Annotated in this window: 21 protein-coding genes and 1 pseudogene; 18 read left to right on the top strand and 4 right to left on the bottom strand. The window is 46.5% G+C overall.

The features are described from left to right. Positions 1-124 precede the first annotated feature (124 nt). The 18 genes and pseudogenes from ACFI6L_RS05140 (at position 125) to ACFI6L_RS05055 (ending at position 19,509) form a co-directional block, all read left to right on the top strand. The gene (locus ACFI6L_RS05140) at positions 125-2,416 is read left to right on the top strand and encodes a FepA family TonB-dependent siderophore receptor (RefSeq protein ID WP_462573547.1); all 2,292 of its coding nucleotides are present in this window, start codon (positions 125-127) and stop codon (positions 2,414-2,416) included. A 102-nt stretch (positions 2,417-2,518) separates the two neighbouring features. Then, complete coding sequence (locus ACFI6L_RS05135) at positions 2,519-3,295, top strand: DUF3450 family protein (protein ID WP_427270401.1); 777 nt, start codon at positions 2,519-2,521, stop codon at positions 3,293-3,295. Further along, positions 3,292-4,668 carry a MotA/TolQ/ExbB proton channel family protein gene (locus ACFI6L_RS05130; protein ID WP_427270400.1) on the top strand — a complete coding sequence of 459 codons (1,377 nt, stop codon included), beginning with the start codon at positions 3,292-3,294 and terminating at the stop codon, positions 4,666-4,668. Before ACFI6L_RS05135 ends, ACFI6L_RS05130 begins: the two co-directional genes overlap by 4 nt. Further along, on the top strand, positions 4,668-5,054 hold the full coding sequence (locus tag ACFI6L_RS05125; RefSeq protein WP_014951025.1) for a MotA/TolQ/ExbB proton channel family protein: 387 nt from the start codon (positions 4,668-4,670) through the stop codon (positions 5,052-5,054). Before ACFI6L_RS05130 ends, ACFI6L_RS05125 begins: the two co-directional genes overlap by 1 nt. A 2-nt stretch (positions 5,055-5,056) precedes the next feature. Then, complete coding sequence (locus ACFI6L_RS05120) at positions 5,057-5,464, top strand: ExbD/TolR family protein (RefSeq protein WP_014951024.1); 408 nt, start codon at positions 5,057-5,059, stop codon at positions 5,462-5,464. Between the two features lie 18 nt (positions 5,465-5,482). Beyond that, on the top strand, positions 5,483-6,103 hold the full coding sequence (locus ACFI6L_RS05115) for an energy transducer TonB (RefSeq protein WP_462573546.1): 621 nt from the start codon (positions 5,483-5,485) through the stop codon (positions 6,101-6,103). An 88-nt stretch (positions 6,104-6,191) separates the two neighbouring features. Next, positions 6,192-7,565 (top strand): tetratricopeptide repeat protein, encoded by a 1,374-nt coding sequence (locus tag ACFI6L_RS05110; RefSeq protein ID WP_156087048.1) that lies wholly within the window; start codon positions 6,192-6,194, stop codon positions 7,563-7,565. Further along, a complete protein-coding gene (locus tag ACFI6L_RS05105) occupies positions 7,562-7,864 on the top strand; it encodes a hypothetical protein (RefSeq protein WP_049589007.1) in 303 nt (100 codons plus the stop codon). Before ACFI6L_RS05110 ends, ACFI6L_RS05105 begins: the two co-directional genes overlap by 4 nt. A gap of 1 nt (position 7,865) precedes the next feature. Beyond that, positions 7,866-9,482, top strand: a complete 1,617-nt coding sequence (locus tag ACFI6L_RS05100; protein WP_348670751.1) for a PepSY-associated TM helix domain-containing protein — start codon at positions 7,866-7,868, stop codon at positions 9,480-9,482. Continuing rightward, a complete protein-coding gene (locus ACFI6L_RS05095) occupies positions 9,479-9,829 on the top strand; it encodes a DUF3325 domain-containing protein (protein ID WP_462573545.1) in 351 nt (116 codons plus the stop codon). The genes ACFI6L_RS05100 and ACFI6L_RS05095 overlap by 4 nt, the downstream gene beginning before the upstream one ends. A 144-nt stretch (positions 9,830-9,973) precedes the next feature. After that, on the top strand, positions 9,974-10,573 hold the full coding sequence (locus tag ACFI6L_RS05090) for a PepSY-associated TM helix domain-containing protein (RefSeq protein ID WP_039227019.1): 600 nt from the start codon (positions 9,974-9,976) through the stop codon (positions 10,571-10,573). 46 nt (positions 10,574-10,619) lie between these two features. Further along, positions 10,620-11,150, top strand: coding sequence for a DUF2271 domain-containing protein (locus ACFI6L_RS05085; protein ID WP_014977604.1), 531 nt, complete (start codon positions 10,620-10,622; stop codon positions 11,148-11,150). Between the two features lie 55 nt (positions 11,151-11,205). Next, complete coding sequence (locus tag ACFI6L_RS05080) at positions 11,206-12,039, top strand: DUF4198 domain-containing protein (RefSeq protein ID WP_014951017.1); 834 nt, start codon at positions 11,206-11,208, stop codon at positions 12,037-12,039. A gap of 112 nt (positions 12,040-12,151) precedes the next feature. Continuing rightward, a complete protein-coding gene (locus ACFI6L_RS05075; protein WP_462573544.1) occupies positions 12,152-13,549 on the top strand; it encodes a flavodoxin domain-containing protein in 1,398 nt (465 codons plus the stop codon). A gap of 370 nt (positions 13,550-13,919) precedes the next feature. Then, complete coding sequence (locus tag ACFI6L_RS05070) at positions 13,920-15,611, top strand: carbon starvation CstA family protein (protein WP_014951015.1); 1,692 nt, start codon at positions 13,920-13,922, stop codon at positions 15,609-15,611. A gap of 271 nt (positions 15,612-15,882) precedes the next feature. Beyond that, positions 15,883-17,052, top strand: a pseudogene (locus ACFI6L_RS05065) (SO_0444 family Cu/Zn efflux transporter). Between the two features lie 147 nt (positions 17,053-17,199). Continuing rightward, a complete protein-coding gene (locus ACFI6L_RS05060; RefSeq protein ID WP_014951013.1) occupies positions 17,200-18,279 on the top strand; it encodes a CNNM domain-containing protein in 1,080 nt (359 codons plus the stop codon). Between the two features lie 51 nt (positions 18,280-18,330). Further along, a complete protein-coding gene (locus ACFI6L_RS05055; RefSeq protein ID WP_462573543.1) occupies positions 18,331-19,509 on the top strand; it encodes an energy transducer TonB in 1,179 nt (392 codons plus the stop codon). Positions 19,510-19,530: 21 nt separating this feature from the next. Here the strand turns inward: ACFI6L_RS05055 and ACFI6L_RS05050 are convergent, their stop codons facing one another. From ACFI6L_RS05050 to pdsR, 4 genes are all read right to left on the bottom strand, one after another. Then, the gene (locus tag ACFI6L_RS05050; protein ID WP_462573542.1) at positions 19,531-20,664 is read right to left on the bottom strand and encodes an outer membrane beta-barrel protein; all 1,134 of its coding nucleotides are present in this window, start codon (positions 20,662-20,664) and stop codon (positions 19,531-19,533) included. A gap of 95 nt (positions 20,665-20,759) precedes the next feature. Next, positions 20,760-21,527, bottom strand: a complete 768-nt coding sequence (locus ACFI6L_RS05045; protein WP_069945077.1) for a methylamine utilization protein — start codon at positions 21,525-21,527, stop codon at positions 20,760-20,762. A gap of 227 nt (positions 21,528-21,754) precedes the next feature. After that, positions 21,755-23,923 carry a proteobacterial dedicated sortase system histidine kinase gene (gene pdsS, locus ACFI6L_RS05040; RefSeq protein WP_462573541.1) on the bottom strand — a complete coding sequence of 723 codons (2,169 nt, stop codon included), beginning with the start codon at positions 23,921-23,923 and terminating at the stop codon, positions 21,755-21,757. A 61-nt stretch (positions 23,924-23,984) separates the two neighbouring features. Further along, on the bottom strand, positions 23,985-24,674 hold the full coding sequence (pdsR, locus tag ACFI6L_RS05035) for a proteobacterial dedicated sortase system response regulator (RefSeq protein WP_014951008.1): 690 nt from the start codon (positions 24,672-24,674) through the stop codon (positions 23,985-23,987). Between the last annotated feature and the right edge of the window lie 112 nt (positions 24,675-24,786).

The following is a 24,786-nucleotide window of genomic DNA, read 5'->3' as shown; positions in this document are numbered from 1 at the left end:
TTAGTGCTTTGCTCATGTTTGGCGTTAGAGCCATTTATGAAGTTAAGCCGCGCGTAACAAGACACAACATTTTGAAATGGCGAGCCACTGGCTGGCCAACACTCAACACATTAAGGATTATCAAATGCCTGTAAATGGTAAGCGCATTATTTTGTTAGGAACCCTGTTTCCCATGTTGTCAGCGGGTGTGCTGGCGCAAAGCGAAGAGATAGAAACGCTCGACACCACCGTTGTGCAATCTGCGTCTGAAGAGCTGAAGCAAGCCCAAGGCGTGTCTATCATTACGGAAGAAGATTTCAAACGTCGTCCTGTCACTAACGATATTGCTGAAATTGTAAGAACCATGCCGGGTATCAACCTTACAGGTAACTCAAGCTTAGGACAGTATGGCAACAAACGTCAAATCGACATTCGCGGAATGGGTCCAGAAAATACGCTTATTTTAATTGACGGCAAGCCAGTGTTGTCGCGTAACTCTGTAAAAATGGGCCGTTCAGGCGAGCGAAACACACAGGGCGACAGCAACTGGGTTCCAGCTGAAGCGATTGAGAGCATTGAAGTTATTCGTGGTCCAGCAGCGGCTCGCTATGGCTCTGGCGCATCAGGTGGTGTTATCAATATTATCACTAAGTCTCCTGATGAAGCTTCTACCTCTATCACCGCTCAGACCGAGCTTTCTTCAAATAAATACGAAGGCGACAACCGTCGTTTTAACCTAGTAACAAGTGCGCCTTTATCTGAGCGCTTCTCTCACCGCACTATTGTTAACTACAACGAACAGGACGCTGACGACCCACGCGTAAATTTAGACGCAACAGACGTAACAACGGGCCGCGGCGGTACAGCAAAAGCGGTAGGTGCAGGACGTGAAGGTGTTGAAAACATCGACGTGCGTACTCTTGTTCGATTCGACCAAGATGAAATTAATCGCTGGGACTTTGAAGCAGCCTATAGCCGCCAAGGCAACCGCTATGCCGGTGACAATGCATTTCAAGGCGTAAGCTACCCCGTTGATGAAAACGGCAACGTCATCATACCTGAACCTGAAGACCTGGCAGAAACTGATGCTCAGAGCCTAATTGGTGAAGAAACACTAGTAATGCACCGTCGTACGTTCGGCGTAACACACAACGGCGAATATGACTTCGGCGACTCATTTAGCTACATCCAATACGAAAGCACGTCTAACAGCCGTTTAGGTGAAGGTGCGGCCGGTGGAACTGAAGGGCGTATTAATAGCCTTGAAATGACCACCATCAAGTTAGAGAACATTACCGCAAAGACCGAGTGGAATGTGCCTTTAACGTTAGGCGGCTTCAATCAAACCGCAACGTTTGGTGCGGAATACCGCAAAGAGACCCTAGACGATTCAGTTAGCAATCAGCTTTCTCTGAACGTGGTTGATGACGGCACTATTCCTGGTGTAGAGACTGACCCAGAAAATCGTCCATCTGAAACCGACGCCACGCTTGTAGGTGTGTATGTTGAAGACAACATCATGCTAACGGATTCAATCACGCTTACGCCTGGACTGCGTTTTGATGATCACAGCAAAGCGGGTACAAACCTTAGCCCGAGCTTGAATGCATCATGGCAGGCATCGCCTAATATTGTGGTTCAAGGTGGTATTAGCCGTGCTTTTAAAGCACCAAATCTCTATCAATTAAACCCTAACTACGTGTACTACACACGAGGTAATGGTTGCCCAGTTGACTTCTCTAACCTAGGTGGCGGGTGTCACATTCTAGGAAACCCTGACCTAGAGCACGAAACCTCAGTAAACAAAGAAATTGGTGTTAACTACACCAACGAAGAGGGTTTGAACGCGGGTATTACTTACTTCCACAACGACTATAAAGACAAAATTGGCACCGGTAATGTACCGCCAGAGTATGTGTTACCTGGCGAAGAAGGTGGCGAGGCAAACGTTCAGGTATTCCAGTGGTTTAACGTTCCTGAAGCGGTTATTTCTGGCCTTGAAGGTAACTTGTTGTTCCCTGTAACCAGCACTATTGAGTGGTCGACCAACTTTACCGTGATGCTTGAGTCAGAGGATAAATCTACTGGCCAGCCATTATCTATCGTTCCTGACTACACAGTGAACTCGCTAATAAGCTGGCAAGCCACCGATGCACTTGAGCTTGTGCTTAGCGCTCAACACTATGGTGAGACAGAAAGCCCTACGGCCAGCGTTAATTCGGGCGCCGTTATCGAAGCTGATGATCGCGAAGCCTATACCATCACCAACATTAACGCCATTTACGCGTTCGACGAAAACTTAAGCTTCAACGTGTCGGTTAAGAACTTGTTTAACGAAAGCGTTAAGCGTGAAGGTACACAAGCATCTAACGCAGGGGCGAATACTTTCAATGAACCAGAAAGAAGCTTCTTGTTGTCTGCTACTTACCAGTTCTAATACTTAGCAAGCAGTAACAAGACATTAAAAATGCCGGCCTCGATAGCGATATCGACGTGCCGGCAATCTCATTAATTCAGCTAAGAGATGTAAGGGATTTGAATGAAAGTTAAAAGAAGTGCAGCGCTTTCTTTTTTACTGGTATCACTTGCCGTGGCCTCATCAGGTATTGTGATGGCAGCAACAAAAGCCAGCGATATCGACGGGCTCACTGAAAAGTGGATTAGCATTGAGCGCCAGACGCAAAAGCTAGAAAACGAGTGGCGTGAATCAGAGCCTGCATTGCGTCAGCGTATTCAACTGCTTAAAGCTGAACGTACTCAGCTGCAGAGTATGATTGACGAAAGTAAGGCTGCAACCACCGACGTAGAAGCCCAGCGAGAAGCACTGCTTTCTGAGCAAAGTGAGCTTGAAGCACAACAGGGTGGGGTAGAGCGTGCATTGACTGGAGTAATAGGTCAAGTAGACAGCCTTTACTCGTCGCTGCCTGAAATTATTCGCCAGACGTGGGATAAAGAGCAAGCCGAATTAGCGGCTGACGCCGACACGTCAAATAAGCTTCAGGTCACCCTTGCAAAACTTTCATCCCTTGCGCAATTCAATAGCAAACTTCTGGTTAACGAAACCGTAATGCGTGCTCCCGATGACAAAGATGTATTAGTTAAGCAGTTCTTTGTTGGCAGCAGCTATGCGTGGTTTACCAACGCCGATGGTCAATATCAGGGGGTCGGTCACGTTAAAAATGGCGAGTGGCAGTGGCAATTTAGTGACAATGTCGATAGCGAATCGGTAGCGCTTGCCGTCGCTATTTTTGAGAAAAAGCATGAACCTGATTTTGTTTCTTTACCACTTACGCTGGCTAAAGGAGAAAGCGAATGAAATGCTTATCTCACGTTCTCACAGCATTTAATCCAATGTTGAGATCCTCTCTCATCGCAGCATGTGTTGCTTTGTGTGCTGCTGTGGTTTGTGTACCGGCAGTGGCAGCGCCTGAAGATAGCATGCTGGCCAATATTAAAGAGGCGAAAGCGCGTCTGGATCGCACCGAAAGCAAAATTAGTAAAGAGCGGGTAGCGCTGGCTAATGAATTGCGTGCGCTTGAACAGCAGGTAATGAAACTACGCAATGAAACCACGGTAGCCCGCCGTAAAATGGACGAAAGAACCCTTAGTCTTTCACAGTTAGAAAATCGCCTATCGAGCTGGAGCGAGCAACAAGAGTTCCAACAAAATTTGTTGAGCCGTTTCCTGCTTCAAACTGGTGTAGACAGTCTGTCATTAAGCGAAATGAGCTTGTCTGACAAAGTCCAGAAACTGGGTGAAAAAGCGAAAGAGTTTGCCAATCAACAAACCCCTAGTTTCAGCGCAGGAAAGGTTGTACTGGCGAATGGCGAAGTGACCCAAGCAAAAGTGCTTACCCTTGGCCCGGTGACGTGGTATCTGGCGCAAGCACAAAACGTTGCGGGTACGGCAGAGCGTAAGCAAGACCTGTTTACCTCTACGTCCACTTTTTCAGATACGGATACCGAAAGCCTTGCAAGCTTGGCAAGCAGCGGCAATGGCAGCATTAAAATAGATCCTACCCTTGGCCGCGCAGCAACGCGCGAGCAAGCGTCAGAAGGGGTAATTGAACATGTTGTGAAAGGCGGAGTGTGGGTGATCCCTATCGTTTTGTTTGCCCTTCTCGCTACGCTTATCGCACTGTTTAAAGTTATTCAGCTATGGCGCTTGCCGAAGGTTAAGCAAGTAGCATCAGGCAAAGCTCTGGTGAACATGGTGGGCAGTTCAGGTGTGGGCTTCTTTGATGGCATGCAGCGCGAGCTGTATGACATAACTAAGCGTGCAAGCACGCCAACTGAACGCGACGATGAACTGTTTTCTGCACTCCAGCAAGACAAAATCAAGCTAGAAAAATACAACGGTACCATTGCTGTAACTGCTGCCGTTGCACCCTTGCTAGGTCTTCTAGGTACGGTAAGCGGCATGATTGAAACCTTTAGAATGATGACGGCATTTGGCTCAAGCGACCCCGAAGTTATTTCTGGCGGGATCGCTAAAGCCTTGGTTACGACAGAGTTAGGCTTAGTTGTGGCCATACCGGCATTAATTCTAAATGCCGTACTCTCTCGCAAAGCGCGACATTACTACGAAGAGCTCGAAAGTTTCGCGCTTGTACTTAGCAATGACGAGCCTGACGTTGCTGAGAAAAGCGACCAAAAGAGTGATGGTCAAAAGCAAGCGAGCGCAAGCTAATGATTGAACAGCTAGCGGGGAATGCATTGTGTTGGTTAATGCTGCTGGTGGCATGGTTTGCTTACCAGCAAATCTTTGTGTTGTTTACTACACGCAAAGAGATAGCCCAAGTGCGTGATGGAGAGAAAGAGCTAACAAAGCGAGAAATGGTACCTGCCGTGCTGGTTAGTGCTCTTCCCTTGATGGGCCTGCTAGGAACAATAGCAGGCCTACAAGTGAGCTTCACCGGAATGATGTCGTTAGGTGTCGATAGTCAAGTCGTCACTGGTGGCATTGCCGATGCACTTTTTACCACTCAGCTTGGCTTAACCTTGGCTATTCCTGGCTGGCTTTTGTTGATGTTTGTTAATGGTGCGGTAAAGCGTGCCGTAGCAAGGGAGGCGTAAACATGGCAAGTCGATTACAGCGACGCCTTGAAAACCAGCAAGCGCAAGGCATTGATATGTCTCCGCTACTAGACGTGGTTTTTATACTTTTAATTTTCTTTATCGTTTCAACAGTGTTTGTAAAAGAGACTGGGGTAGAGGTAGATAAACCACAGGCAATATCAGCACAAAAGCTCGATCAAATGGCCATTATGCTGGCAATTACCCGAACCGGTGAAGTGGTGTATGACAGTGCCAATATCGGTGTGAGCGGTGTGCGCTCTACCGTTGAGCAATTGTTGATGAAAGAACAACGCCCAGTAGTCATTCAGGTAGATAAAGCCGTTCGCTCTGAATTACTGGTAGAAGTCATAGATGAAGCCAAACTGGCGGGTGCCGACACGGTAAATATCGCCACTTTGAAGCCATAGCGAACGAGGCAAAATTCAATGAAATACAATCTTCAACCTTCTCTACTTAGCGGTGCGGTGCTCGTTTGTGCGCTCGGCGTTATGTGGCTAGGACACTTTTTGTCTAATCTGCAGCCCGACACTATGGTTGTGCGCAAGTTAGACATTGCGGTAACGCCTCCACCGCCGCCGCCCCCTAAAACGCAAAATGTAGTGGAAGAGACTGAACTTGTTATGCAGGTAGAGGGCAGTGGCGCAGCCATGACCATGGCGGATTTAAGTGTTGAGCCAGATATTCAAGTGCCAAAGCCCGACATGCCAAATGTCAAAGTGACCCAAACCCAATGGGATATGCCTGATATTGAATTGGACGCCTTTGGGCTAAGCGAACTGGATTCAAAGCCTACCTTGCTGACACCGGTCAAAATACGTTTCCCCAAGCGACTTAAAAAGCAAGGTATCAAGCGGGTGATTGTAAAGCTCGACGTCATTATTGACGAACACGGCAACGTAAAGCTGATGGACATTGTCGAGAACCCGCATCACGAGCTCAATAAAGAAATAATGCGTTTTGTTAAAGCCAGCAAATTTACATCGCCCTACAAAGAAGATGAAGCGGTGAAGGCGCGTTTTATTTGGCCTGTAGTTATAGAGGCCTAATAGAAGCTTAATAGAGGCTTTATAAAGGCCTGGTTTTATCGCAATAAAGCGAAATAGAAGCTAAAGAATTTAGAGGTTGATTGAGACAATGTTAAACAAGATTACAGCCGTAACTGTCCTCAGCTGTGTAGTGAGCGCGCTGGCTTTTGTTAAGCCGGTAAGTGCGAAAATAACGGTGGAATTGGAAGAACCCGATTGGCAGTTTGTCATGCGTCAGCATCATAGAGATGATCATCGTGAACGTATATCCCGTGAAGAAGGTGAGTTTATCGGGCGCATTCAGGCCGACTTGCAAGCAGGCAATTATTCAAACGTTGCCAGCGCATTTGCAACCCAGGATATTTCTCAATTTAGTCCACGCTTGCGTGAGCTTTACGGACAAGTGCTATTGAATGAGAAAAACTACTCACTTGCCGAAAAAGTGCTGTTGGACGTTATCGATGCTATGCCAAACCTTCCATCGGCGCACAGAAGTTTGAGCATGGCGTATTTAATGACAGATAAATTGGCCAAAGCACGCACTCATTTAACGAAAAGCGTAGAGCTAGGTATTCAAGATGCCCAACTTTTCGGGCAGCTAGCCTATACCAATGTTCAGCTTGGCAAACCTGTCACCGCTATTGGTGCTTATCAAAATGCGTTAATGCTCGAACCTGAAAACAAGCAATGGTATCAAGGCTTATTGTTCGCGCTTATTGAAAGTAATGCACTTGCACAGGCGGAAAGCTTGCTAAGCGAAATGTTGGTAGATGATGAAAGTGATCAGCAGCTTTGGCTCCAACGGGGACAAATAGCGTTAAAGCAGGGTGACATGGTAAAGGCGCTGAGCAGCTTAGAGACTGCCCTTTCTTTAGGTGACCGCTCGCTGTCGAACTTGATTTCAGTGGCTAAATTGCACGTATCTGACGGCAGTCCGCGGCGCGCAGCAGACATACTGGCTACCCATGCGAAGACTTTCATTACCGACAAAGATGGGGAAGGCTTCGACGCTTACTCCAAAATAGCGGCTTACTTAGCGGCTAATGAGCAGTGGTCTGATTTAGGTAAATTAACGCAAGCTGCTGACAACAATGTGAAAAAGCTCACGACCACTCAAGCAGCTACGCTTAATGTACTTAAAGCTCAGTTGGCTATGGGCAAAGGGCAAAGCAAAACGGCAATTTCCCTTTTGACCAAAGCCATTGCTGACGCCCCTGACAATGGAGAGGCGCTGTTGTCTCTTGCTTCACTTTATCGTCAACAGAACAACGTCGAACGTGCCAAAATGACCTATCTACGAGCTGAGTCACTCGCCGACGTTAAACAGCGCGCCATGCTCGGGCGTGCGCAAATTGCCATAGATCAGCGTCAGTACCAAGATGCACTTACGCTTTTACGACAAGTCTATAAATCGTACCCATCCCGTTCTGATTTACTTGGCAACATCCAGTCACTAGAAAACCTAGTGAAGAACACAATATGAAAAGCCAAACGGTGAACCGCGTCGCCATAAATCGTGAACGATTGGATGTCGCACTTAGAACGCTGATCGCTGTGGCACTGGGCTACGCTTTTTCAGCGTGGCTAAGCAGTGCTATCGCCAATTTTATAGGGGCTGACGGACGAGAGCACGAAGTGCTGGTAAGAATGCTGTTCTTTTGTGTTTACTGCACCTTCATCCTTTTTACGTTCATCTTTGATACGACGAAAAAGGCGTCCATCATAATGACAGCGCTCTCTGCGTTAGCCTTATGTCTTTATTCAATCAGTACAGGGCTTTAACATGAAAGGGAATGTCAGAAAGTCTATGACGTGGCTTCATACTTGGAGCTCGATACTTGTTGGTTGGTTACTCTTTGCGATTTTTTTTACCGGTACGCTGTCGTTTTTTAGAACCGAAATAACCTATTGGATGCAGCCAGAACAACACGCCGCAGTACCCAGCGAAAAGGCGCTAGAGCACGGTTTACGTTATCTTGCGATCAATGCGCCCAATGCAAGTGAATGGCAACTCTCACTACCAGATGCGCGCTCGAATACACTCGACTTGTCGTGGCGCGACGCTAATGCAGGTAACGAGCGTCGTCGAGGTCCACGGGTCATGTTGAACCCGTCCACGGGTGAAGAGATAAAAGTAAGGGAAACGGCCGGTGGCAACTTCCTTTATCGTTTTCATTTCGAGTTATACGGTATCGACAGAACCATTGGACGCTGGATAGTAGGCGTAGTCAGTATGATGATGTTTGTTGCTATTATCAGCGGCGTCATCATGCACAGAAAAATCTTTGCCGATTTCTTTATGTTCAGGCCAAAGAAGAAGCTGCTGAGCTGGATAGATGGGCACGCCATAAGTGCGGTATTAGCACTACCATTTCATATCATGATCACCTTTTCTGGTTTGATTCTATTAGGCGCCACGCTATTGCCTTTTAACAGCGAGGAGCGCGTGCGGCACCGTCCTCAAGGTACAGAAGTACGCCAGAATGCGCAGCAGCAAAATCTAGCTTCGCCAGACATTAATGCCTTATTGGCCTTACCCATCTCTTCGATGATTGCTCACGCTGAGCGCACATGGCAGGTGCCGGTTGAAAGCCTATCTATTACTCACCCGGGTAAAGCTAACGCTCAGTTTACGCTAAGTGGGAACAACAGAACGCAGTTAAGTGCGGGGCGTGGAGGAAGTAGTGCGCTGGTATTTAACGCACAAGGCGAAGTCATTAACGAGCGCCCAGCCTCAGTAGCCGCTAACGCCAGCCAGGCGACGTATAACTATTTGGATATGCTACATCAAGCGCGCTTCGCCGATACCCTCACTCGCTGGTTACTATATTTTGCCGGTATTCTGGGTACCATTATGGTGGGAACGGGCTCTGTTTTGTGGGTAGTGAAACGGGCAAAGCAGCAGCTTGGAGAGTTTGGTTTTGAATTGGTCAGAGGCAGTAATATAGGCAGCATTGCAGGATTAATGTGTGCGACCGGTGGCTACTTTTGGGTAAATAGACTACTTCCTGCTGATCTAACGTCTCGAAGCTTATGGGAAATTAAGGTTTTTTTCGCAATATGGCTGGTGTGTGTGGTTGCAGGGTTTATTTGGCGAGACAAAAAAGGGTGGGTAATTCAACTTGGCTTTGCAGCAGTGTTGTTTGCGCTTGTCCCTTTGCTTGACCACCTCACCTCAGCAACAGGCTTAGATTTCGCGGTTGCAAATGGTGATAGCCTGAGAGTGGGTTTTGACCTTATGTGCATAACACTTGCGGCAGTACTTGGCTATGCTGCTTACCACGTCACAAAAGCCAAAGCCGTGAAAGCAAAACGGGTAAACAGCGCACCTTCACCAAAGCGAAAAGACACAGCTCGCCAAAATAAGCCGCAAGGTGACAACAGCGAGGCATTAATATGAGTGTCATTCTGGATGTGGTGTTCGCATTTGTGCTTACTTATTTGAGTTTCTTACTACTCTCGCTTGGCAACAAGAAGCATGCCGGTATCACTCGACTAACCAGTACACCTTCACCACTACTTTTAATTGTGCTTCATAGTTTGGCGTATTTGCTTATGGCAATAAGCCTCATGAACTGCATAGACGTGTGGAAGACCGAAATTGGCGTGGTGGTATGGATAGGGCTTTTACAGCTTGCAAGCGTGATGGTTTCAGCAACGTTTACCTATTTACCTTCCCTTTACACCGTGATGTGTAATTACCTATTGCTTGTCGCTTTTTGGGGGCCTCGTTTACGCGAAAAGTGAAGCAATACTTAAAGGTTGTTGAGCAAAAAATACAATAATGAGAATAAATCTCATTTACATTGAAAAGGGTGGAAATATCTGTATTATCTAGCCCGTTGAATTAATCAATATCACCGAGTAGTACAGAGAGTTAGCAACGAAATTATGAGTTTTTCTTTAGGCGGCATCCGCCAATGGCACTGGATTAGTGGCGCAGTCTGTCTGGTCGGGATGATGTTATTTGCCCTAACGGGGATTACGCTAAATCACGCTGCAGACATTCCGGCGAACAGAACTGTAACGTCAGCTGAATCAAGCCTACCACCGTTGGTTGTCGAACAATTGGTTTCTCTGGACACCGGTGACATAGCCATTCCAAGCGAACTCGTCGCGTTTATGCAGTCGCAAGAGGGCATTTCACTACCTTCATCGGTGACGGGAGAGTGGGATGGTATTGAATTTTATGCCGCTTGGCCTGGACCCGGTGCTGACAGTTGGATAGCAGTAGACGCTGAACTTGGCACAGTAACTTATGAAAACGTTGATAGAGGATGGATATCTTATTTCAATGACCTGCATAAAGGGCGGAACACGGGAAATGCCTGGCGCTGGTTTATCGATATCTTCGCTGTTGCCTGTATTATTTTTAGCGTAACTGGGCTGCAACTATTAATGCGTCACTCGAAAACGCGCGCGTCTACTTGGCCCATTACTACGCTCGGTGTGCTCATCCCGTTTGTCATTATTTTACTGTTTGTGCACTAGCGCGACGCTAGTGGCACTTACCTACACAATTTTAAGGAGTGTTTACATGAAAATGCGAAAAGGCGCAGTTATCGCATCGACTTTATTAAGTATGACATTTGCCTCTGGCGCTATTCACGCTGCAAGCCAAGCCAAGCTTGACGTGGCCTTACCGCAACTTGATGTGGCTGAATATCACAAACCTTATCTTGCCGTGTGGATTGAAGACAGTAAACGCAAGGCTACTCAAGTCGCCGTATGGTACGACGTTGAAATGCGTGAAGACAAAGGGAAAGAGTGGCTTAAAGACTTGCGCCAATGGTGGCGTCGTGGTGGACGAAGCCTTGATTTGCCTTATGACGGACTTACCAGTGCAACAAAAGGCCCAGGCGATTACAGTCTTGATTCGCAGCTAAATAAAGCGTTAGCAGAACTGCCAGAGGGCGATTACACGCTTCGCGTTGAGGCATCACGAGAAGTAGGCGGAAGAGAAGTACTGTCTCTGCCATTTTCATTACCGCTATCTGCTGCGTCACTACCGGTAGAGGTGAAAGGAAATTCAGAACTTGGGCGTGTAGTACTGCGTCTGGAAGACTAATCTGCTGAGGCGCTAATTCAACGCTCACTCAGTAGAGAGCCAATAAGAGGACATTATGAAAAAACTATCAGTAAAAGCTTCAGCCATTGCGCTAGCAGCAACACTTGCCGTGTCATTTTCAGCCAGTGCGCATCGCGCGTGGTTACTTCCAAGCTCTACCGTACTATCAGGTGAAGAAGCTTACGTGACGTTTGATGCTGCTATTTCAAATACTATTTTTCACCCTGACCACTTCGCAATGAACGCCAGTAACTTAGTGGTTCAATCACCAGAAGGTGAAGCCGTAGACGTAGAAAATATGGCACGCGGTAAGTACCGAACTACGTTTGATTTGAAATTAAACAAAGAAGGTACATACAAACTGACGTCTGCTAGCAATGGTATTCGCGCATTTTGGCGAGATGAAGAAGGCAAGCGCAAGATGTGGCCCGGCCGTGGTGAAGAATATAAGCCGGAAGAGTTCGCAACAGCCGTGCCTAAGAAAGCAAAAGATCTTCGCGTAATGCAAAGCTCTCGCCGTGTAGAAACGTTTGTTACTCTTGGTGCACCATCGAATAAGGTGTTCACGCCTGATAACGTGGGTTTGGAGCTAGTGCCAGTGACTCACCCTAATGATTTATTCGCCACCGAAACGGCAACCTTCAAGTTACTTATTGACGGTGAGCCTGCGGTTGGCGCCGAGGTGGAAGTTGTGCGCGGTGGTATGCGCTACAGAAATGATCAGGAAACGATTAAAGTCACGTCTGACAAAAATGGTCAGATTGAAATTACATGGCCGCAAGCCGGTATGTACTTTGTAGAAATTGGCTATGAAGACGATAAAGCGCAAAAGCCTGCAACGTCTCGTAACGGTAGCTACTCAGGCACATTTGAAGTACTTCCGCTGTAATAACCGCACGTTATTGCGCAGCTAGGGGCTGTAAACGTTCTTTGAATACTCACAGAACAACAGCCTCTTAAGTTTCTAGCTATTTCAATACAACGGCATAAAAGTTAAGCACATGACAGAAACACACCGTCTACTCATAGCAATAGTAAGCATTGGCATGTATATGCTGTGGGTAGCGGTGTTATTTTTTAAACATCGAAAGCAATACAACTATGCGGTATCAGGCGAGGAGACCCTTGTCGTATACGCAAGCCAAACCGGTACGGCCGAAAAAATTGCCCGCGCAAAGGCCGCGGCGCTATCACAGCAAGAGCAAACGTCGGTAGTGTCCATGGCATCTTTGAAACTCAACACGTTAAGTAGTGTGTCGAAAGTCATTTTTGTTGTGAGTACCTACGGTGAAGGCGAACCCCCTGATGCGGGTAGAACCTTTAGTAAAGCGCTAAAAAAAGCGTCGTCGAATCAATCTGATTACCTTTCCCACCTGTCTTTTGAAGTGGTGGGATTAGGCGATAAGCAATACGCCGCGTTTTGCCAATTCGCAGTCACGTTGTTTGATAATATCAGTGCACTAGGCGCACGTGCGCTTTCTCCGCTAACGACATTAGATTCAGGGAAAGGTGAGCATTTGTCTTTGCTTGGTTCGTTGCCACAGGATAAGCAGCACCCTACCCATGCTTTCACACTGAAAAACCGAGTTCAATTAAATGAAATAAGTCTAGCTTCTGGCGTGACTTCAAACGAACCCTCTGACCACTCTGAGGGCAAACCTTCAAACCCAGCGTCGCCAGGCCTGTTCGGCTTGTCTTTGAACGTTGACCATTCTAATCAGACACAAGAATTACATGAACAATGGGAAGCGGGAGACGTGTTGGAAGTCCTTATTCCTCAGCAAGGGCAGTCACCGATTGTAAGCCGAAGCTACACCATTGCGTCGGTACCACAAGAACACGACGTAAAGCTTGTAGTTCGACAGCTGGTTAAAGACAACGGCCAACTTGGGCTAGGTTCTGGATTACTTACCCGTTATTTACCTGTATCTCAGTTAGTACAGGCCTACATTCGGAAAAATACCAGCGCTATTATTACTAATACTCAGTGCCCATTGTTATTAATTGCTGCGGGTAGCGGCATTGCGGGGGTACGAGCTCAACTTGCAAAACGCGCATTGCTTGAGAACGCTGGGCCAGTTTGGATATTTTTTGGCGAACGTCATCCCATGCAAGATGATGTGCTTGATAAAACGCTATCGCCTTTCCAGGATAGTGACTGTATTTTCAAAAAGTCAGTGATTTTCTCCCGACAGAAAGGTGGTGGCTATGTTCAACAGCGTCTTGTTGAGCAGCGAGATGAGGTCAAATCCTTCTTAGGCGATACCGGACAAGTATACGTTTGTGGGCATTTTGAGGGAATGGGCCAAGGCGTTGACATGGCTTTGCAGTCCATACTTGAAGCGCAAGCCTACAATGCGCTAGCTGACGAAGGACGTTATCACCGCGACCTTTACTAATGTGGAGAACAGCAGGCAATTAATGTCTGTTTTGCACTTTCCTGTTTCACCGCTGAATCATCGCTAATAAACCTCAAAAGCCTTACAGCTAAATCCCAAACTTTAAGTTAGACTTTAGTCTAATGTGTCAGGCCCTTGCCTTGTCGCATGTTTAAATATGCGCAACAGTACGTTGGGCATACCTTAAATAGGTGTTTTCTTATTCAGGTATGACCTTTCGCCACCGATAATTGGTGTAATGTTTGAACTGAAAATAAGAAAATCAACAGGCTAGGGGCTGCTGACCTTTGTTGTACGTTTAAACCAAAATTCGTACACCAAAGAACAATAGGCCCTAGGGCCTGTCGAAAAAACAAATTAGGACGACAGTATGCAGTCTATTGCCATTGTTATACTGGGCATCATCGGAATGTTGCTCGGTTGGTTCGTATATTCGAAGTTTATTGCGAGCCGTATATTTAAGTTGGATGATAGTTTTGTAACACCAGCCCATACAATGAAAGATGGGGTGGACTATGTTCCCACCAATAAAGTTGTATTGTGGGGGCACCATTTCACTTCCGTGGCGGGGGCAGCACCCATCGTAGGTCCAGCTATTGCTGTCTACTGGGGATGGGTTCCTGCGGTACTTTGGGTTGTGTTCGGTACGATATTATTTGCCGGTGTGCACGATATGGGCGCCTTATGGGCCAGCGCACGCCACAAAGGCAAATCAATGGGCGCGCTGTCTGAGACCGTCATCGGAAAACGCTCTCGTTCACTATTTATGATAGTGATCTTCCTAGTACTCTTAATGGTTAATGCGGTATTTGGCGTGGTTATCGCGAACTCTTTTGTCTCCCAACCCAATGCGGTATTCCCAGCTTGGATGGCAATCGCAGTTGCATTAGTCATAGGTCAATTGCTTAAACGTAATTTCAGCCTCATACCCTTGTGTATTGTGGGGATTATTGTGCTTTACGCATCGGTGTATGCGGGCAGTTATATCCCACTAAGTCTGCCGGAAACCATGTTTGGTTTAGCAGATAAAGCAAACTGGATCATTATCTTATTTATTTACGCCGCTATTGCATCGCTGTTACCAGTTTGGATGCTGTTACAGCCTCGTGATTTCATTAACGGTATGCAGTTACTTGTTGGCTTGTTCCTGCTTTATGGTGCAGTGTTCTTTGCTATGCCGGATATCACGGCGCCAGCGTTTAACGCTCAAACCGCTGTCGATTCTCCAAGTCTAATCCCGCTGTTGTTCGTTACTATAGCGTGTGGCGCTGTTTCTGGTTTTCACGGTATTGTGTCTTCAGGTACCAGCTCTAAGCAGCTAGACAAAGAGACCGATGCACGCTTTGTTGGTTACCTAGGCGCGGTCGGTGAAGGTTCACTGGCACTTATTACCATTGTTGCTGTGAGCGGCGTTGCGTTTGCAGCTTCTCCCGAAGAATGGCACGAAGTATACAGCCACTTGGGTGCGGGTAGCGTGGGTGCATTTATCACTGGTGGTGCGAACCTAATTCAGCAGGGTTGGGGGTTGCCGGTAGATTTCTCGTCAACGATCCTTGCGGTAATGGTTGTTCTATTTGCTGGCACCACCATGGATTCGGGCGTGCGTCTGCAGCGCTACATAATCCAAGAATGGGGCGATATCTATTCAATTGGTGCACTTAAGAACGGCGTGGTTGCAACGCTCGTAGCTGTTGGATGTTGTTTATTGCTGGCCTTCGGTGCAGGTGGTGCGTCAGGCAGTGGCGGTATGATTATTTGGCCGTTATTCGGTTCTACTAACCAGATACTAGCCAGTTTAACCCTGTTAGTAATCTCGGTTATGCTGATTAAATTAGGTCGACCAGCGAAATATACGCTGATTCCAATGGTGTTTGTACTGATTATGGCCTTCTTTGCTGGGCTTATTAAACTTAAAGAATACTACGTTGAAGGTAACTATCTATTGGTATTCTTAGACGCAGTAGTACTTATTGTGTCTGTGCTTGTTATGCTTGAAGCTTTTTCTGTGGTGTCAAAACTCAAAAAGGAATCGAAGCTTAAAAAAGAGCAAGCCAACGGATAAGTCACTAGCGACAAAAACTTTCATGGTTGACCTCGTGGTTTAAAATTACACTTTCGAGACAGTCAACATTCGGCCAGTGCATTTGTACTGGCCATTTTTCTTTCCTTTAAAAGCAAAACGCACTCGCATAAATCAGGTTAATCAGTTTTGCTGATTTTCTGTCATACAGCATATCTGTTATTATACTTACCGTTCTAAAACACCGTTATTTTTGTTGTCAAAAGCCGCGTTCTTCAACGTGACCTTTCAACAAAATAACCTGTGAGGCTTTGTGTCAGATATCATTTTACTTGGACAAAATTTCCTAGCACTTTTCGTTGAATCCGCGCCTTGGTTACTTCTCGGTTTGCTGGTGGCGGGTATCATGCACGAATTGGTACCCGTTTCGTTTTTGGAAAAGCACATGGGCAGCTCATCGTTTGGCTCAATTACAAAGGCCGCGGTTATTGGTGCGCCTTTACCTCTGTGCTCTTGCGGCGTTATCCCAGCGGCACTTGGGCTTAGGCGTAGCGGTGCATCCAAATCTTCCACTATCTCGTTTTTAGTGTCTACGCCCGAGACTGGCGTAGACAGTGTTTCTGTGTCCTACGCATTGCTTGGACCGTTGTATGCCATTGTTAGACCCATCGCGGCCATTACAAGCGCTATTTATGCTGGATTGATGGTGCGTTTTTTCGCAGAAGCAGAAGAGGCTCAACAACGACAATCTGAGGCGACGCAGTCATCGTGCTGTGGTTCAAAGCAAGCACCTAAACCAGAGCCGCAAATACAGGCCAGCACGTCCTGTTGTGCAAGCGAAAAAACACATGCTCATAACCACGAAAGCACAGACAAGCCCAAACAAGAGTCTTCGCCTTCGAAAATCACAAGCGTGCTTTCATATGCCAGTGGCAAGTTACTTGAAGACATTGTGATATGGTTATTAATTGGATTAGCACTTGCCGCGGCAATTAAAACGTGGGTACCCACCGACTTTTTAACGCAATGGGGTGATGGCGTGGTCGCCATGCTAGTGATGGCGCTAATCGGCATTCCTATGTACATATGTGCTACAGCATCAACGCCACTCGCGGTTGGGTTTCTTGCGGCGGGGCTATCGCCCGGTGCTGTTTTAGTGTTTTTAATGGCGGGACCCGCCACTAACGTATCAACGATGGGAATGATCAAACAAGAAATGGGCACGCGAACGTTAGTGCTTTACCTTTTCAGTGTTATCTCTGCGAGTATTGGTTTTGGTTACGCACTGAACTACCTAGTAGCTTCGTTTTCTTAAGCCTCTATGATCAAAACCCAAAGCCATGTTCATGAGCACGGTGCAGACGTTCAGGTGATTTATGGGCTATGCGCGATTTTATTGGCGGGGTTAATGTTAAGGCTGGGTCTGAAAAAGCTGCAGCAACACCGTCATAACCAAGAGCAACATTCGGCGTGCTGCGGCTAACAGTAGCCCAGCGAATGCCTTTCATAATAAAGCGCTCAAATGATATTCATAGAGCGCTTGTATATCCCGCTCTATTATCCATAATAGTCGTTCAACTTATTAAAATTAAAACGCGTTTAAACCTACAAGGACGCTTGGAATAACTACATGCTTTTACTTATTGTGTACGTCTTCATTGCACTGGGCTTTTCTTTTTTGTGCTCCATTGCAGAGGCTGTGATTCTGAGTGTTTCGTCCGCTTATATCTCTGTGTTAGAGAAAGAGGGCAAAGCCAGTGGTGCGCTACTACGTAAACAAACCGATAATATAAATACGCCTTTATCAGCAATATTAACGCTGAACACTATTGCTCATACTATGGGGGCTGCCGGGGCAGGTGCGCAAGCGGCAGCAGTATTTGGTGACGCCTATCTAGGCGTTATTTCAGCAGTCCTTACACTCCTTATTCTTATTTTTTCTGAGATTATCCCTAAAACACTTGGTGCAACCTATTGGCGTACACTAGCGCCAGTAACTGCATATTTTCTTAAATACCTTTCAATTGTACTTATGCCGTTCGTTAAAATGTCTGAGCTAATGACGAAAGGCTTTAAAGAAGACAGTCCACTTCGCGGGTTAAGCCGCAGTGAGCTACACGCCATGGCAGAGTTGTCGGGGCAAGAAGGTCAGCTAGCGAATCACGAAGCGGCGTTTCTGCAAAGCTTGTTAAGTTTGCACGAGCTGAAAGTGAAAGATGCGATTACCCACCGCACGGCGCTATTTAAAGTGTCGGAGTCGATGACGGTAGAAGGCTTTTTCCACAAACACGCCAATATAGAATTTTCTCGTATCCCTGTGTTTGAAGACAGCGACTCAGAAAACATTACCGGCTTTGTTATGCGTTCTGATTTATTGGTGGCACAAGCCAGAGGTAACACTGATAAGCCGCTTTCTGAATACGCAAAAGATATGGTTACCGTGTTAAACACTATGCCGCTGTCAGTCACCTTCGAGCACTTCATCAATAAGCACGTGCATATGTTACTGGTGGTTGACGAGTACGGCGGTTTAGAAGGGGTGCTTACGCTAGAAGACCTGCTCGAACGCTTGTTAGGTGTCGATATCGTAGATGAAAAAGACACCACGGTGAGCATGCGTAGGCTTGCCAAGATGATGATGAAACGCAAAGAACAAATGATGATCAAAAACGTACCCGATGCGTCGCTTGAGAGTTCGTCTAAAAAATAGAATTAGCGCTAATTCGCTCGTAATGTTTAGCCATTATTAAGGATGATGAATATGAAACAGGATTTATGGAAAAAAGCATTGAGAACAGAATATTCAGCCCAGGAAAGTATTGTTAAGCAAACCCAATCGTCGCTCGTTTTAGCGGCTTTGCTCGCTACAGGTTTCACGGCAAGTGCAGCTGCACAGGAACTGAGTATCCCATGTGATGATCTTGAAGAAAAAGCGCTCGCTGAATCGAAAGCTGATGAAGTAGAGCGCATAAGCGCATTTACACCAGCGACGCCTTTGAAACGTGTCGATCCTAAATACCCATCTCAAGCCATTAGAAAAGGCCGAGAAGGTTGGGTTAGGCTAAGCTACGTTATCGACGAAGAAGGCAGAGTGAAAGACCCTGTTGTAGAAGACTTCTTTGGAAGCCCTTCTTTCAAACGCAGTGCACTGTCAGCGGTTAAAAAATGGCAGTATAACCCCGCGATCAAAGATGGCGAACCTACCCAGCAGTGTCATCAAGCAGTCCAAATGGATTTCGCTATAAGCGGAAAAAGCGGTGCCACACGCAAATTTATTAAAGCTTATAAAGACGCAGACGAGCGCTTTAATGCGGGTGATGTTGACGCGGCTGATGAAGCACTTAAAGAGCTTCTAGGCTGGGATACGCTAAACCGCTATGAAAATACGTGGTTGCTAAACTTGGAGTCTCATATAGCGAGCAAACAAGGTGACGTAGAGAGGGAAGCGCAAAGCCTAACGCGATTACTTGCCAGCAACGGTAGTAAGCGCTTCAATAACATGGTGTTTGATGAAGATTATGTGGCATACGCCCTTCAAAGAAAAATCATACTCGATGCTCAGCGCGGGTATTATGCAGAAGCATTAAAATCCTACACCACACTTCAAGACATGGAAGCGCAAGAAACGCGTATTGGCGAGATCGCGCCGCTAATTAGTCAGATTGAAGAATCTATTGCATCTGAGCAAAACTTAACCGTGCCCGTAACGATAGGAAGTGATGGGAATTGGTTCCACACTCTCGTGCGAAGTAAGTTTGCTTTTGGCAACATCCAAGGAGAACTTGATACCGTTGAAGTCCGTTGTGATACTCATCGAGAAAAATTCACGGTTGCCGAAGCGCATGTTTGGCAAATTCCAAGCTCTTGGGGACAGTGTCAGGTGATGGTGAAAGGTGACAGCGAAACAAAATTTGATTTAATTGAAGTGGCGAAAGGGTAGGACTGAACACCAGTCGCGTCGCTACAGAGTTACAGTGAATGCCAGTTGAAATAGTTGTTCTCTATAGTCCTCGTCGGATTGGAAAAAACGCAAATTCTCCTGATGCCCTGAATTTAATTGCCATTCTGCGCTAACGGATAAATAAGCGGTAATGTCGTACCTTACGCTAACGGTAAAGGCGTTACCTCTGCTTCCATTCGGGTCATACATAACATCATCGTTATCTACCACCTGATACCAGTCCCCACGCATGGCTAACGTTAAATCTTCCCAGCCTAATTGCTTTAGGTTGTATGCCGCACCGATATACGCACTGGAAAAATCGTTGTCTACGATATGCTCCCCCATCAAAGTGTCACCTAGTAGCACTTGAGAAAACACCGTTAACTCAGGTCGTGGTAAATATCGCAGTGTTAACGAATGAAAGCGCGTATGCCAGGCATAAATGCGGTCTGGGTCAACAATGTTCGGGTCTGCATTATTGTCGTAATAGTAATAACGCAACTCGGCCTTTCTAGCATAGGCTAAGTGAGCTCCTACGTAGTACCCAAACCGATTGTCAATTTCCCTGAAGGGTTCAGTCCATGCCGGTGCGTTTAACTTATCTTCATCGACGACGCCGGGAATGGGGAGGAAGTTTACGCGATCATTATAAACGGACTGCCTGTCGTGAAGGGCAAACCCTCGCCAAGAAAGCAGAGTGCCGGTGGAATCGTTACCTTTGAATACGCTGCCTAATACTTTCCATGACCAGTGGCTTCTTAATTGCCTGCCATTTTGTCGTAGACTTACTTCGATGCCGCCCGTTCTTAGTTCTTCACCCACCCAACTATTAATTGCTGAGTTGCTTAGAAAGTGAGGCGATAACCAACCCGCGTCGGTATTTTCCGCTGAGAGAGCAGGAAAAAATGCCCCTATTTTTACTTCAGGTTTTATGCTGGATGCGACTAACGGGCGATATTTTAAATAAAGTTCGGAGAATCCAACCTTTTGTTCCCCATCGCTATAACCATTGATGACGCCAACTGCCGACCAACTATCCGCTAACATAAAGTCAGCTATCACTACAGCATGAGAGAGCTGTATGCCGTTACTTTCATAACGCTGATGGCCGGCCCCCATTTGCTGAAAGCTTCGCGAATCATCTTTTGCCACAAAGCTTGTTCTTACTAGGGCCTTGGTTTCTCCGTGAGCCTGAAGTGTCAAACCCGTGCAAAGCAAACAGACGGTTAAGGCAAAGACATTACGCATTAATAATCGCCAAATCCTTCGTCGAAGTCATCGTCACTGAAAACTGCATCAAGAACAAATTTGTATTCTTGTGAGTTGGTGATATGCAATGTTGCGCTGTTAAATAGTTTCACATCAGGTTGCTGCGGGTGCCAGGTCATAACACTGTACTCGCCTACCGGAAGTGAAACATTCATTAGGCCTTCTTCATTGGTTTTTGCGAAAAATGGGCTGTCGGTTACCACAATATAGCCCAGCATCCAGTCGTGAATATTGCAGCCAATATCTACAATACCAGCTTGCTCAAAGCGAAGCGGTTCAGCGGTAAACTCTTTATAGAGTTTTAGCTCAAACTGTTTTGTAGGGGAAAAAGAATACACGTGATGAAAAAGATTATCTGCGTTTGGAAACGAAATATCTGTGCCTGATTGAACAACAAGCACGTGAGGTGCAAATTGTTTATCGATTTGATTCATTATGGCGGGCTCTTCTTCACGCTGTGGTGTTGACGCGAGCGTAAAGTTAGGCGTTAGGGTTAACACCATATCTTTCACAGGCTCCCCATTGGCGTCGCTAACGTATATCGAAATGCTTGGCGTTGCTGATAAGGATGTCTCAGCGGCATGTGCCCATGAAAGAGTAGCGCCGGCTAGTAAGAGAGCGCTCGAAGTGAATGTACCTGTGATAAAACTAGTTATGTTGAACGTGCTCGCCCTTCGATGAGAAGTAAAGAAAATAGAAAGCGCAAATGACATGGATTTAATCAATAACGTGTTGTTTTTTTGCATTGTGATTCATTCTTTATAATGGCTTTAGCCTTAGACAGAAAGACAAAGCGCTATGCGTCCATTGTTGACACGAAAGCATATGACTACGTATAGCCTATTCAATACCAATCCGTATAGATAATAACCTATGTGGACTGGTATAAGGTATGTGCTCGGCTTTCGCTATCTATGTAGCAAAGTTTATTAGACTTTAACTATAGACCGAGTTGGACGTTTTTTTCATTCATTTACATCAAAGGAAAGCGCGCGCTGACGACTACACCTGTACTATCCTTCCGATTGAATAAAGATAACTGACCTTTGTGGAAGGTCATTATGATGTTGGCAATGTAAAGCCCTAGCCCCAAGTGCGGTGAAGAGGCATTTTGCACATCGCTTTCTTTTCTCACCGACACCATAGACTGAAGCAACTGAGACCTCATTCCTTCAGGAAGAAGCGGCCCGGTATTACTAATGGTTAACTCAGCTTGCTTGTCCTTAACCGTAATACTGACTTGGATTTCACTTTCTTTTTCACTGAAATCTACGGCGTTAGCGATAACTTTATCGAACATTTGAGCCGTAAGTTCAGGGGAGCCAAGTATGCGCGCAGTATCAGCATTGTGGGTAAAACTAAAGCGTCGATGGCTATAGGCATGTTCGTAACCAGCAATACACCCAGATATCACCTTAACTAAGTCGAATGGTTCTAAATCTTCTTGTTGAATGGCCTGCTCTAATCGGGTGGCTTCACTCATACTGTTTAATATTGTACTTAGGCGGTTCACCCCTGATTGCGCCCTCTCAACAAAAACGGCTTGTTGGTCGGCGTCATTCACCTGAGTCAGCATATCCAGCGACGATTTTACCACGGCAATGGGCGTTCTAAGTTCGTGAGATAAGCGGGATGCCATGTTTTCTAAATAGGAGTTGTACTGCTGTAACCGTGAAAGCACATCCGCAAATGAACGGGATAAATCACCAATTTCATCACGCTGATTTGAAACCGGAAGGGTGCCAATGATTTTGCCATTATCATCTATCACCGCTTCGGTGTTATCGCGAAGGGAGCGAATGCGGTTTGAAATTCGCGTAGCGAACAGCAGTAACCCTAAAGTACCTATGGTCATCACTGCTAAAATCACGTGAAAGAGCTGTTCCAACGCCCGGTTCCGCAACGTACGAATACCATTGGTGGTTTGCTCTACAATAACCGCCCCCATTACGTTGCCTTCAATAAAAATAGGGTAGGCAGCGGAAAGTACTATGGCTTTGTTATCGGGTGACAAACGCCATAGTGAATCGGGTTGGCCATTCAGCGCAGTGCCTAAATCCTGCCCTACCAATGCATAAGCATCGTCTAGCTCGTCAATGAAGTCGGCCGGTGGCCGTGTAAGAATTTGATAATAAAGTGGAAGTAACCACTCACTTTCAACCCAGTGCCAAATTGCATTTGAAGAGGTTTCTTTTTCATCTACTTCAATACCAGTGGCCGATTGAATGTCACCAGCGCGGGCGAGTACCCGCTTGTGTTTATCTACGACCCACACCCGTGAATCGGCATATTTTAAACCTGCCAGAATGCGCTCAATTTCAGGGGAAGGAGTGATAACAGTACCTAATTCAGCGAGCTCTTTTGTATTAGCCGTACCTAACGCGTACTGCTTCAATCGACTTGCCCTGTCGTCCACATCGACAATTGAAAATGCTAAGCCGCCTGTGGTCATTGATAGCGGAAAGCGCAGTTCAATGTTGTAGCCCGTGGCAGTCTCTTGCCATCGGCCTTGAATAGAGAGCGCGTTCTCTACCGCCCGAGTTGTCGTTGTGTTTTCTGCAAGCTTGTACGCATTTACCCAGCCACTTTCATAAGGGGCGACAACATACCTTGCTAATTCTCCCTGTGGAGTTTCCATGCCCACAAGCAAGTGGTCGCCAGTCTCCACGCTTAAACTATTGGGTTGTCGCCACAGCAGTACGTCATCACTGACTTCAAACATGGCATACAGAAATTGACCGTAGCGCCCCACCATATGCTTGAACGATAAGCTGGTAGGTTCTCCCGCGTAGCCATTGTAGTACTCAATAACTTCGCCACTGCCATACTCACTCATTAACTCGCTGACTTGCTGCCAGTCGTTAAGTTCGCCATCAAGTCGAATGGGGGACGGGATAGGTGGCGCGTAAAGATCTGTTCCAGGGCGCACGTCTTGAAGATACGCCGATTGGCTATCAAACAAAGCGGGACGCTCGTGAAGGGCAGTGGCAACAGCTCGCGCCGTGCCAATCATGGTTTGTTCTTGACCGTTTCGCAGATACTGTTCAAGTTCCCACACATAGTTATAACCTAAGTAGGGTATGGTGAATAAGAACAGCGACAGCACCATAAGCTGCAGGCGTATTGAAAAGCGAAATCCCATGTTTTTAGTCGGTTGCCCTTATCATTTAATCAGATGAAACGTGGTCTTTGTCGAAAGCCCGCTATAGCTGCCAGCGATATCCCATGCCGTACACGGTGTCGATATGATCGAAGTTTGGGTCAAGCTGCACAAACTTTTTACGCATACGTTTGATATGCGAAGTAATGGTGGTGTCGTCTACCACCATTCTGGACTCATCCATTAGCTGTTGGCGGCTTTTCACATGACCAGGGCGCTTAATGAGCGCATGCAGCATCCAAAACTCTGTTACCGTCAACAAAACGGGCTGGTTCTGCCAGCTTACCGTCATTCTCGACACGTCTACTTTTAAGTCGCCAACTTTTAGTTCATCTTTTTGCTCTGTGGGGGCAGCAAGTAAGTCTGTACGTCTGAACAAAGCGGCAATTCGCGCAAGCAGGTGAGCCATGCTGATATCTTTAGTCAGGTAATCGTCCGCGCCCATTCTAAGGCCGCTGATAGTATCTACGTCGTTATCTCGTGCAGTAAAAAAGATGATAGGTAGGGTTTGTGATAGGCCTCGCAGTTGCTGACACAGCATAAAGCCCCCTTCAATTTCATCTTTCAAACCAATATCGATAATGGCTAAGTCGGGTAAGGTGTGGTTAAACGCTTCAGCAGCAGAAGGCCTGTCCTCATAGGCATTCACGCTATAGCCCTGCGCTTTAAGCGCCATAATGTAATTTTCGCGAATGGCCGCGTCATCTTCCACTAATGCAATTGTCTTTGGCATACATTAACCCGCAAATATAATTCTGATAGAGCGCACACTATACCTATGAATGACAGCTATTGCCTAAGTTCGGCATAAAATCCTCAAGCCTGCCTCATTTACGCCATATTTG

The sequence above is a fragment of the Alteromonas sp. G4i35 genome, assembly GCF_054960375.1.
The sequence above is the reverse complement of the archived record's forward strand: the minus strand, read 5'-3'. Positions and strand labels throughout refer to the sequence as shown.

Coding starts and splice junctions, on each gene's coding strand:
- ACFI6L_RS05130 (WP_427270400.1), top strand. CDS start 3,292: ATGAAATGCTTATCTCACGTTCTCACAGCATTTAATCCAATGTTGAGA.
- ACFI6L_RS05115 (WP_462573546.1), top strand. CDS start 5,483: ATGAAATACAATCTTCAACCTTCTCTACTTAGCGGTGCGGTGCTCGTT.
- ACFI6L_RS05140 (WP_462573547.1), top strand. CDS start 125: ATGCCTGTAAATGGTAAGCGCATTATTTTGTTAGGAACCCTGTTTCCC.
- ACFI6L_RS05120 (WP_014951024.1), top strand. CDS start 5,057: ATGGCAAGTCGATTACAGCGACGCCTTGAAAACCAGCAAGCGCAAGGC.
- ACFI6L_RS05090 (WP_039227019.1), top strand. CDS start 9,974: ATGAGTTTTTCTTTAGGCGGCATCCGCCAATGGCACTGGATTAGTGGC.
- ACFI6L_RS05085 (WP_014977604.1), top strand. CDS start 10,620: ATGAAAATGCGAAAAGGCGCAGTTATCGCATCGACTTTATTAAGTATG.
- ACFI6L_RS05055 (WP_462573543.1), top strand. CDS start 18,331: ATGAAACAGGATTTATGGAAAAAAGCATTGAGAACAGAATATTCAGCC.
- ACFI6L_RS05045 (WP_069945077.1), bottom strand. CDS start 21,527: ATGCAAAAAAACAACACGTTATTGATTAAATCCATGTCATTTGCGCTT.
- ACFI6L_RS05125 (WP_014951025.1), top strand. CDS start 4,668: ATGATTGAACAGCTAGCGGGGAATGCATTGTGTTGGTTAATGCTGCTG.
- ACFI6L_RS05060 (WP_014951013.1), top strand. CDS start 17,200: ATGCTTTTACTTATTGTGTACGTCTTCATTGCACTGGGCTTTTCTTTT.
- ACFI6L_RS05080 (WP_014951017.1), top strand. CDS start 11,206: ATGAAAAAACTATCAGTAAAAGCTTCAGCCATTGCGCTAGCAGCAACA.
- ACFI6L_RS05070 (WP_014951015.1), top strand. CDS start 13,920: ATGCAGTCTATTGCCATTGTTATACTGGGCATCATCGGAATGTTGCTC.
- ACFI6L_RS05100 (WP_348670751.1), top strand. CDS start 7,866: ATGAAAGGGAATGTCAGAAAGTCTATGACGTGGCTTCATACTTGGAGC.
- ACFI6L_RS05110 (WP_156087048.1), top strand. CDS start 6,192: ATGTTAAACAAGATTACAGCCGTAACTGTCCTCAGCTGTGTAGTGAGC.
- ACFI6L_RS05095 (WP_462573545.1), top strand. CDS start 9,479: ATGAGTGTCATTCTGGATGTGGTGTTCGCATTTGTGCTTACTTATTTG.
- pdsR (WP_014951008.1), bottom strand. CDS start 24,674: ATGCCAAAGACAATTGCATTAGTGGAAGATGACGCGGCCATTCGCGAA.
- ACFI6L_RS05105 (WP_049589007.1), top strand. CDS start 7,562: ATGAAAAGCCAAACGGTGAACCGCGTCGCCATAAATCGTGAACGATTG.
- ACFI6L_RS05075 (WP_462573544.1), top strand. CDS start 12,152: ATGACAGAAACACACCGTCTACTCATAGCAATAGTAAGCATTGGCATG.
- pdsS (WP_462573541.1), bottom strand. CDS start 23,923: ATGGGATTTCGCTTTTCAATACGCCTGCAGCTTATGGTGCTGTCGCTG.
- ACFI6L_RS05135 (WP_427270401.1), top strand. CDS start 2,519: ATGAAAGTTAAAAGAAGTGCAGCGCTTTCTTTTTTACTGGTATCACTT.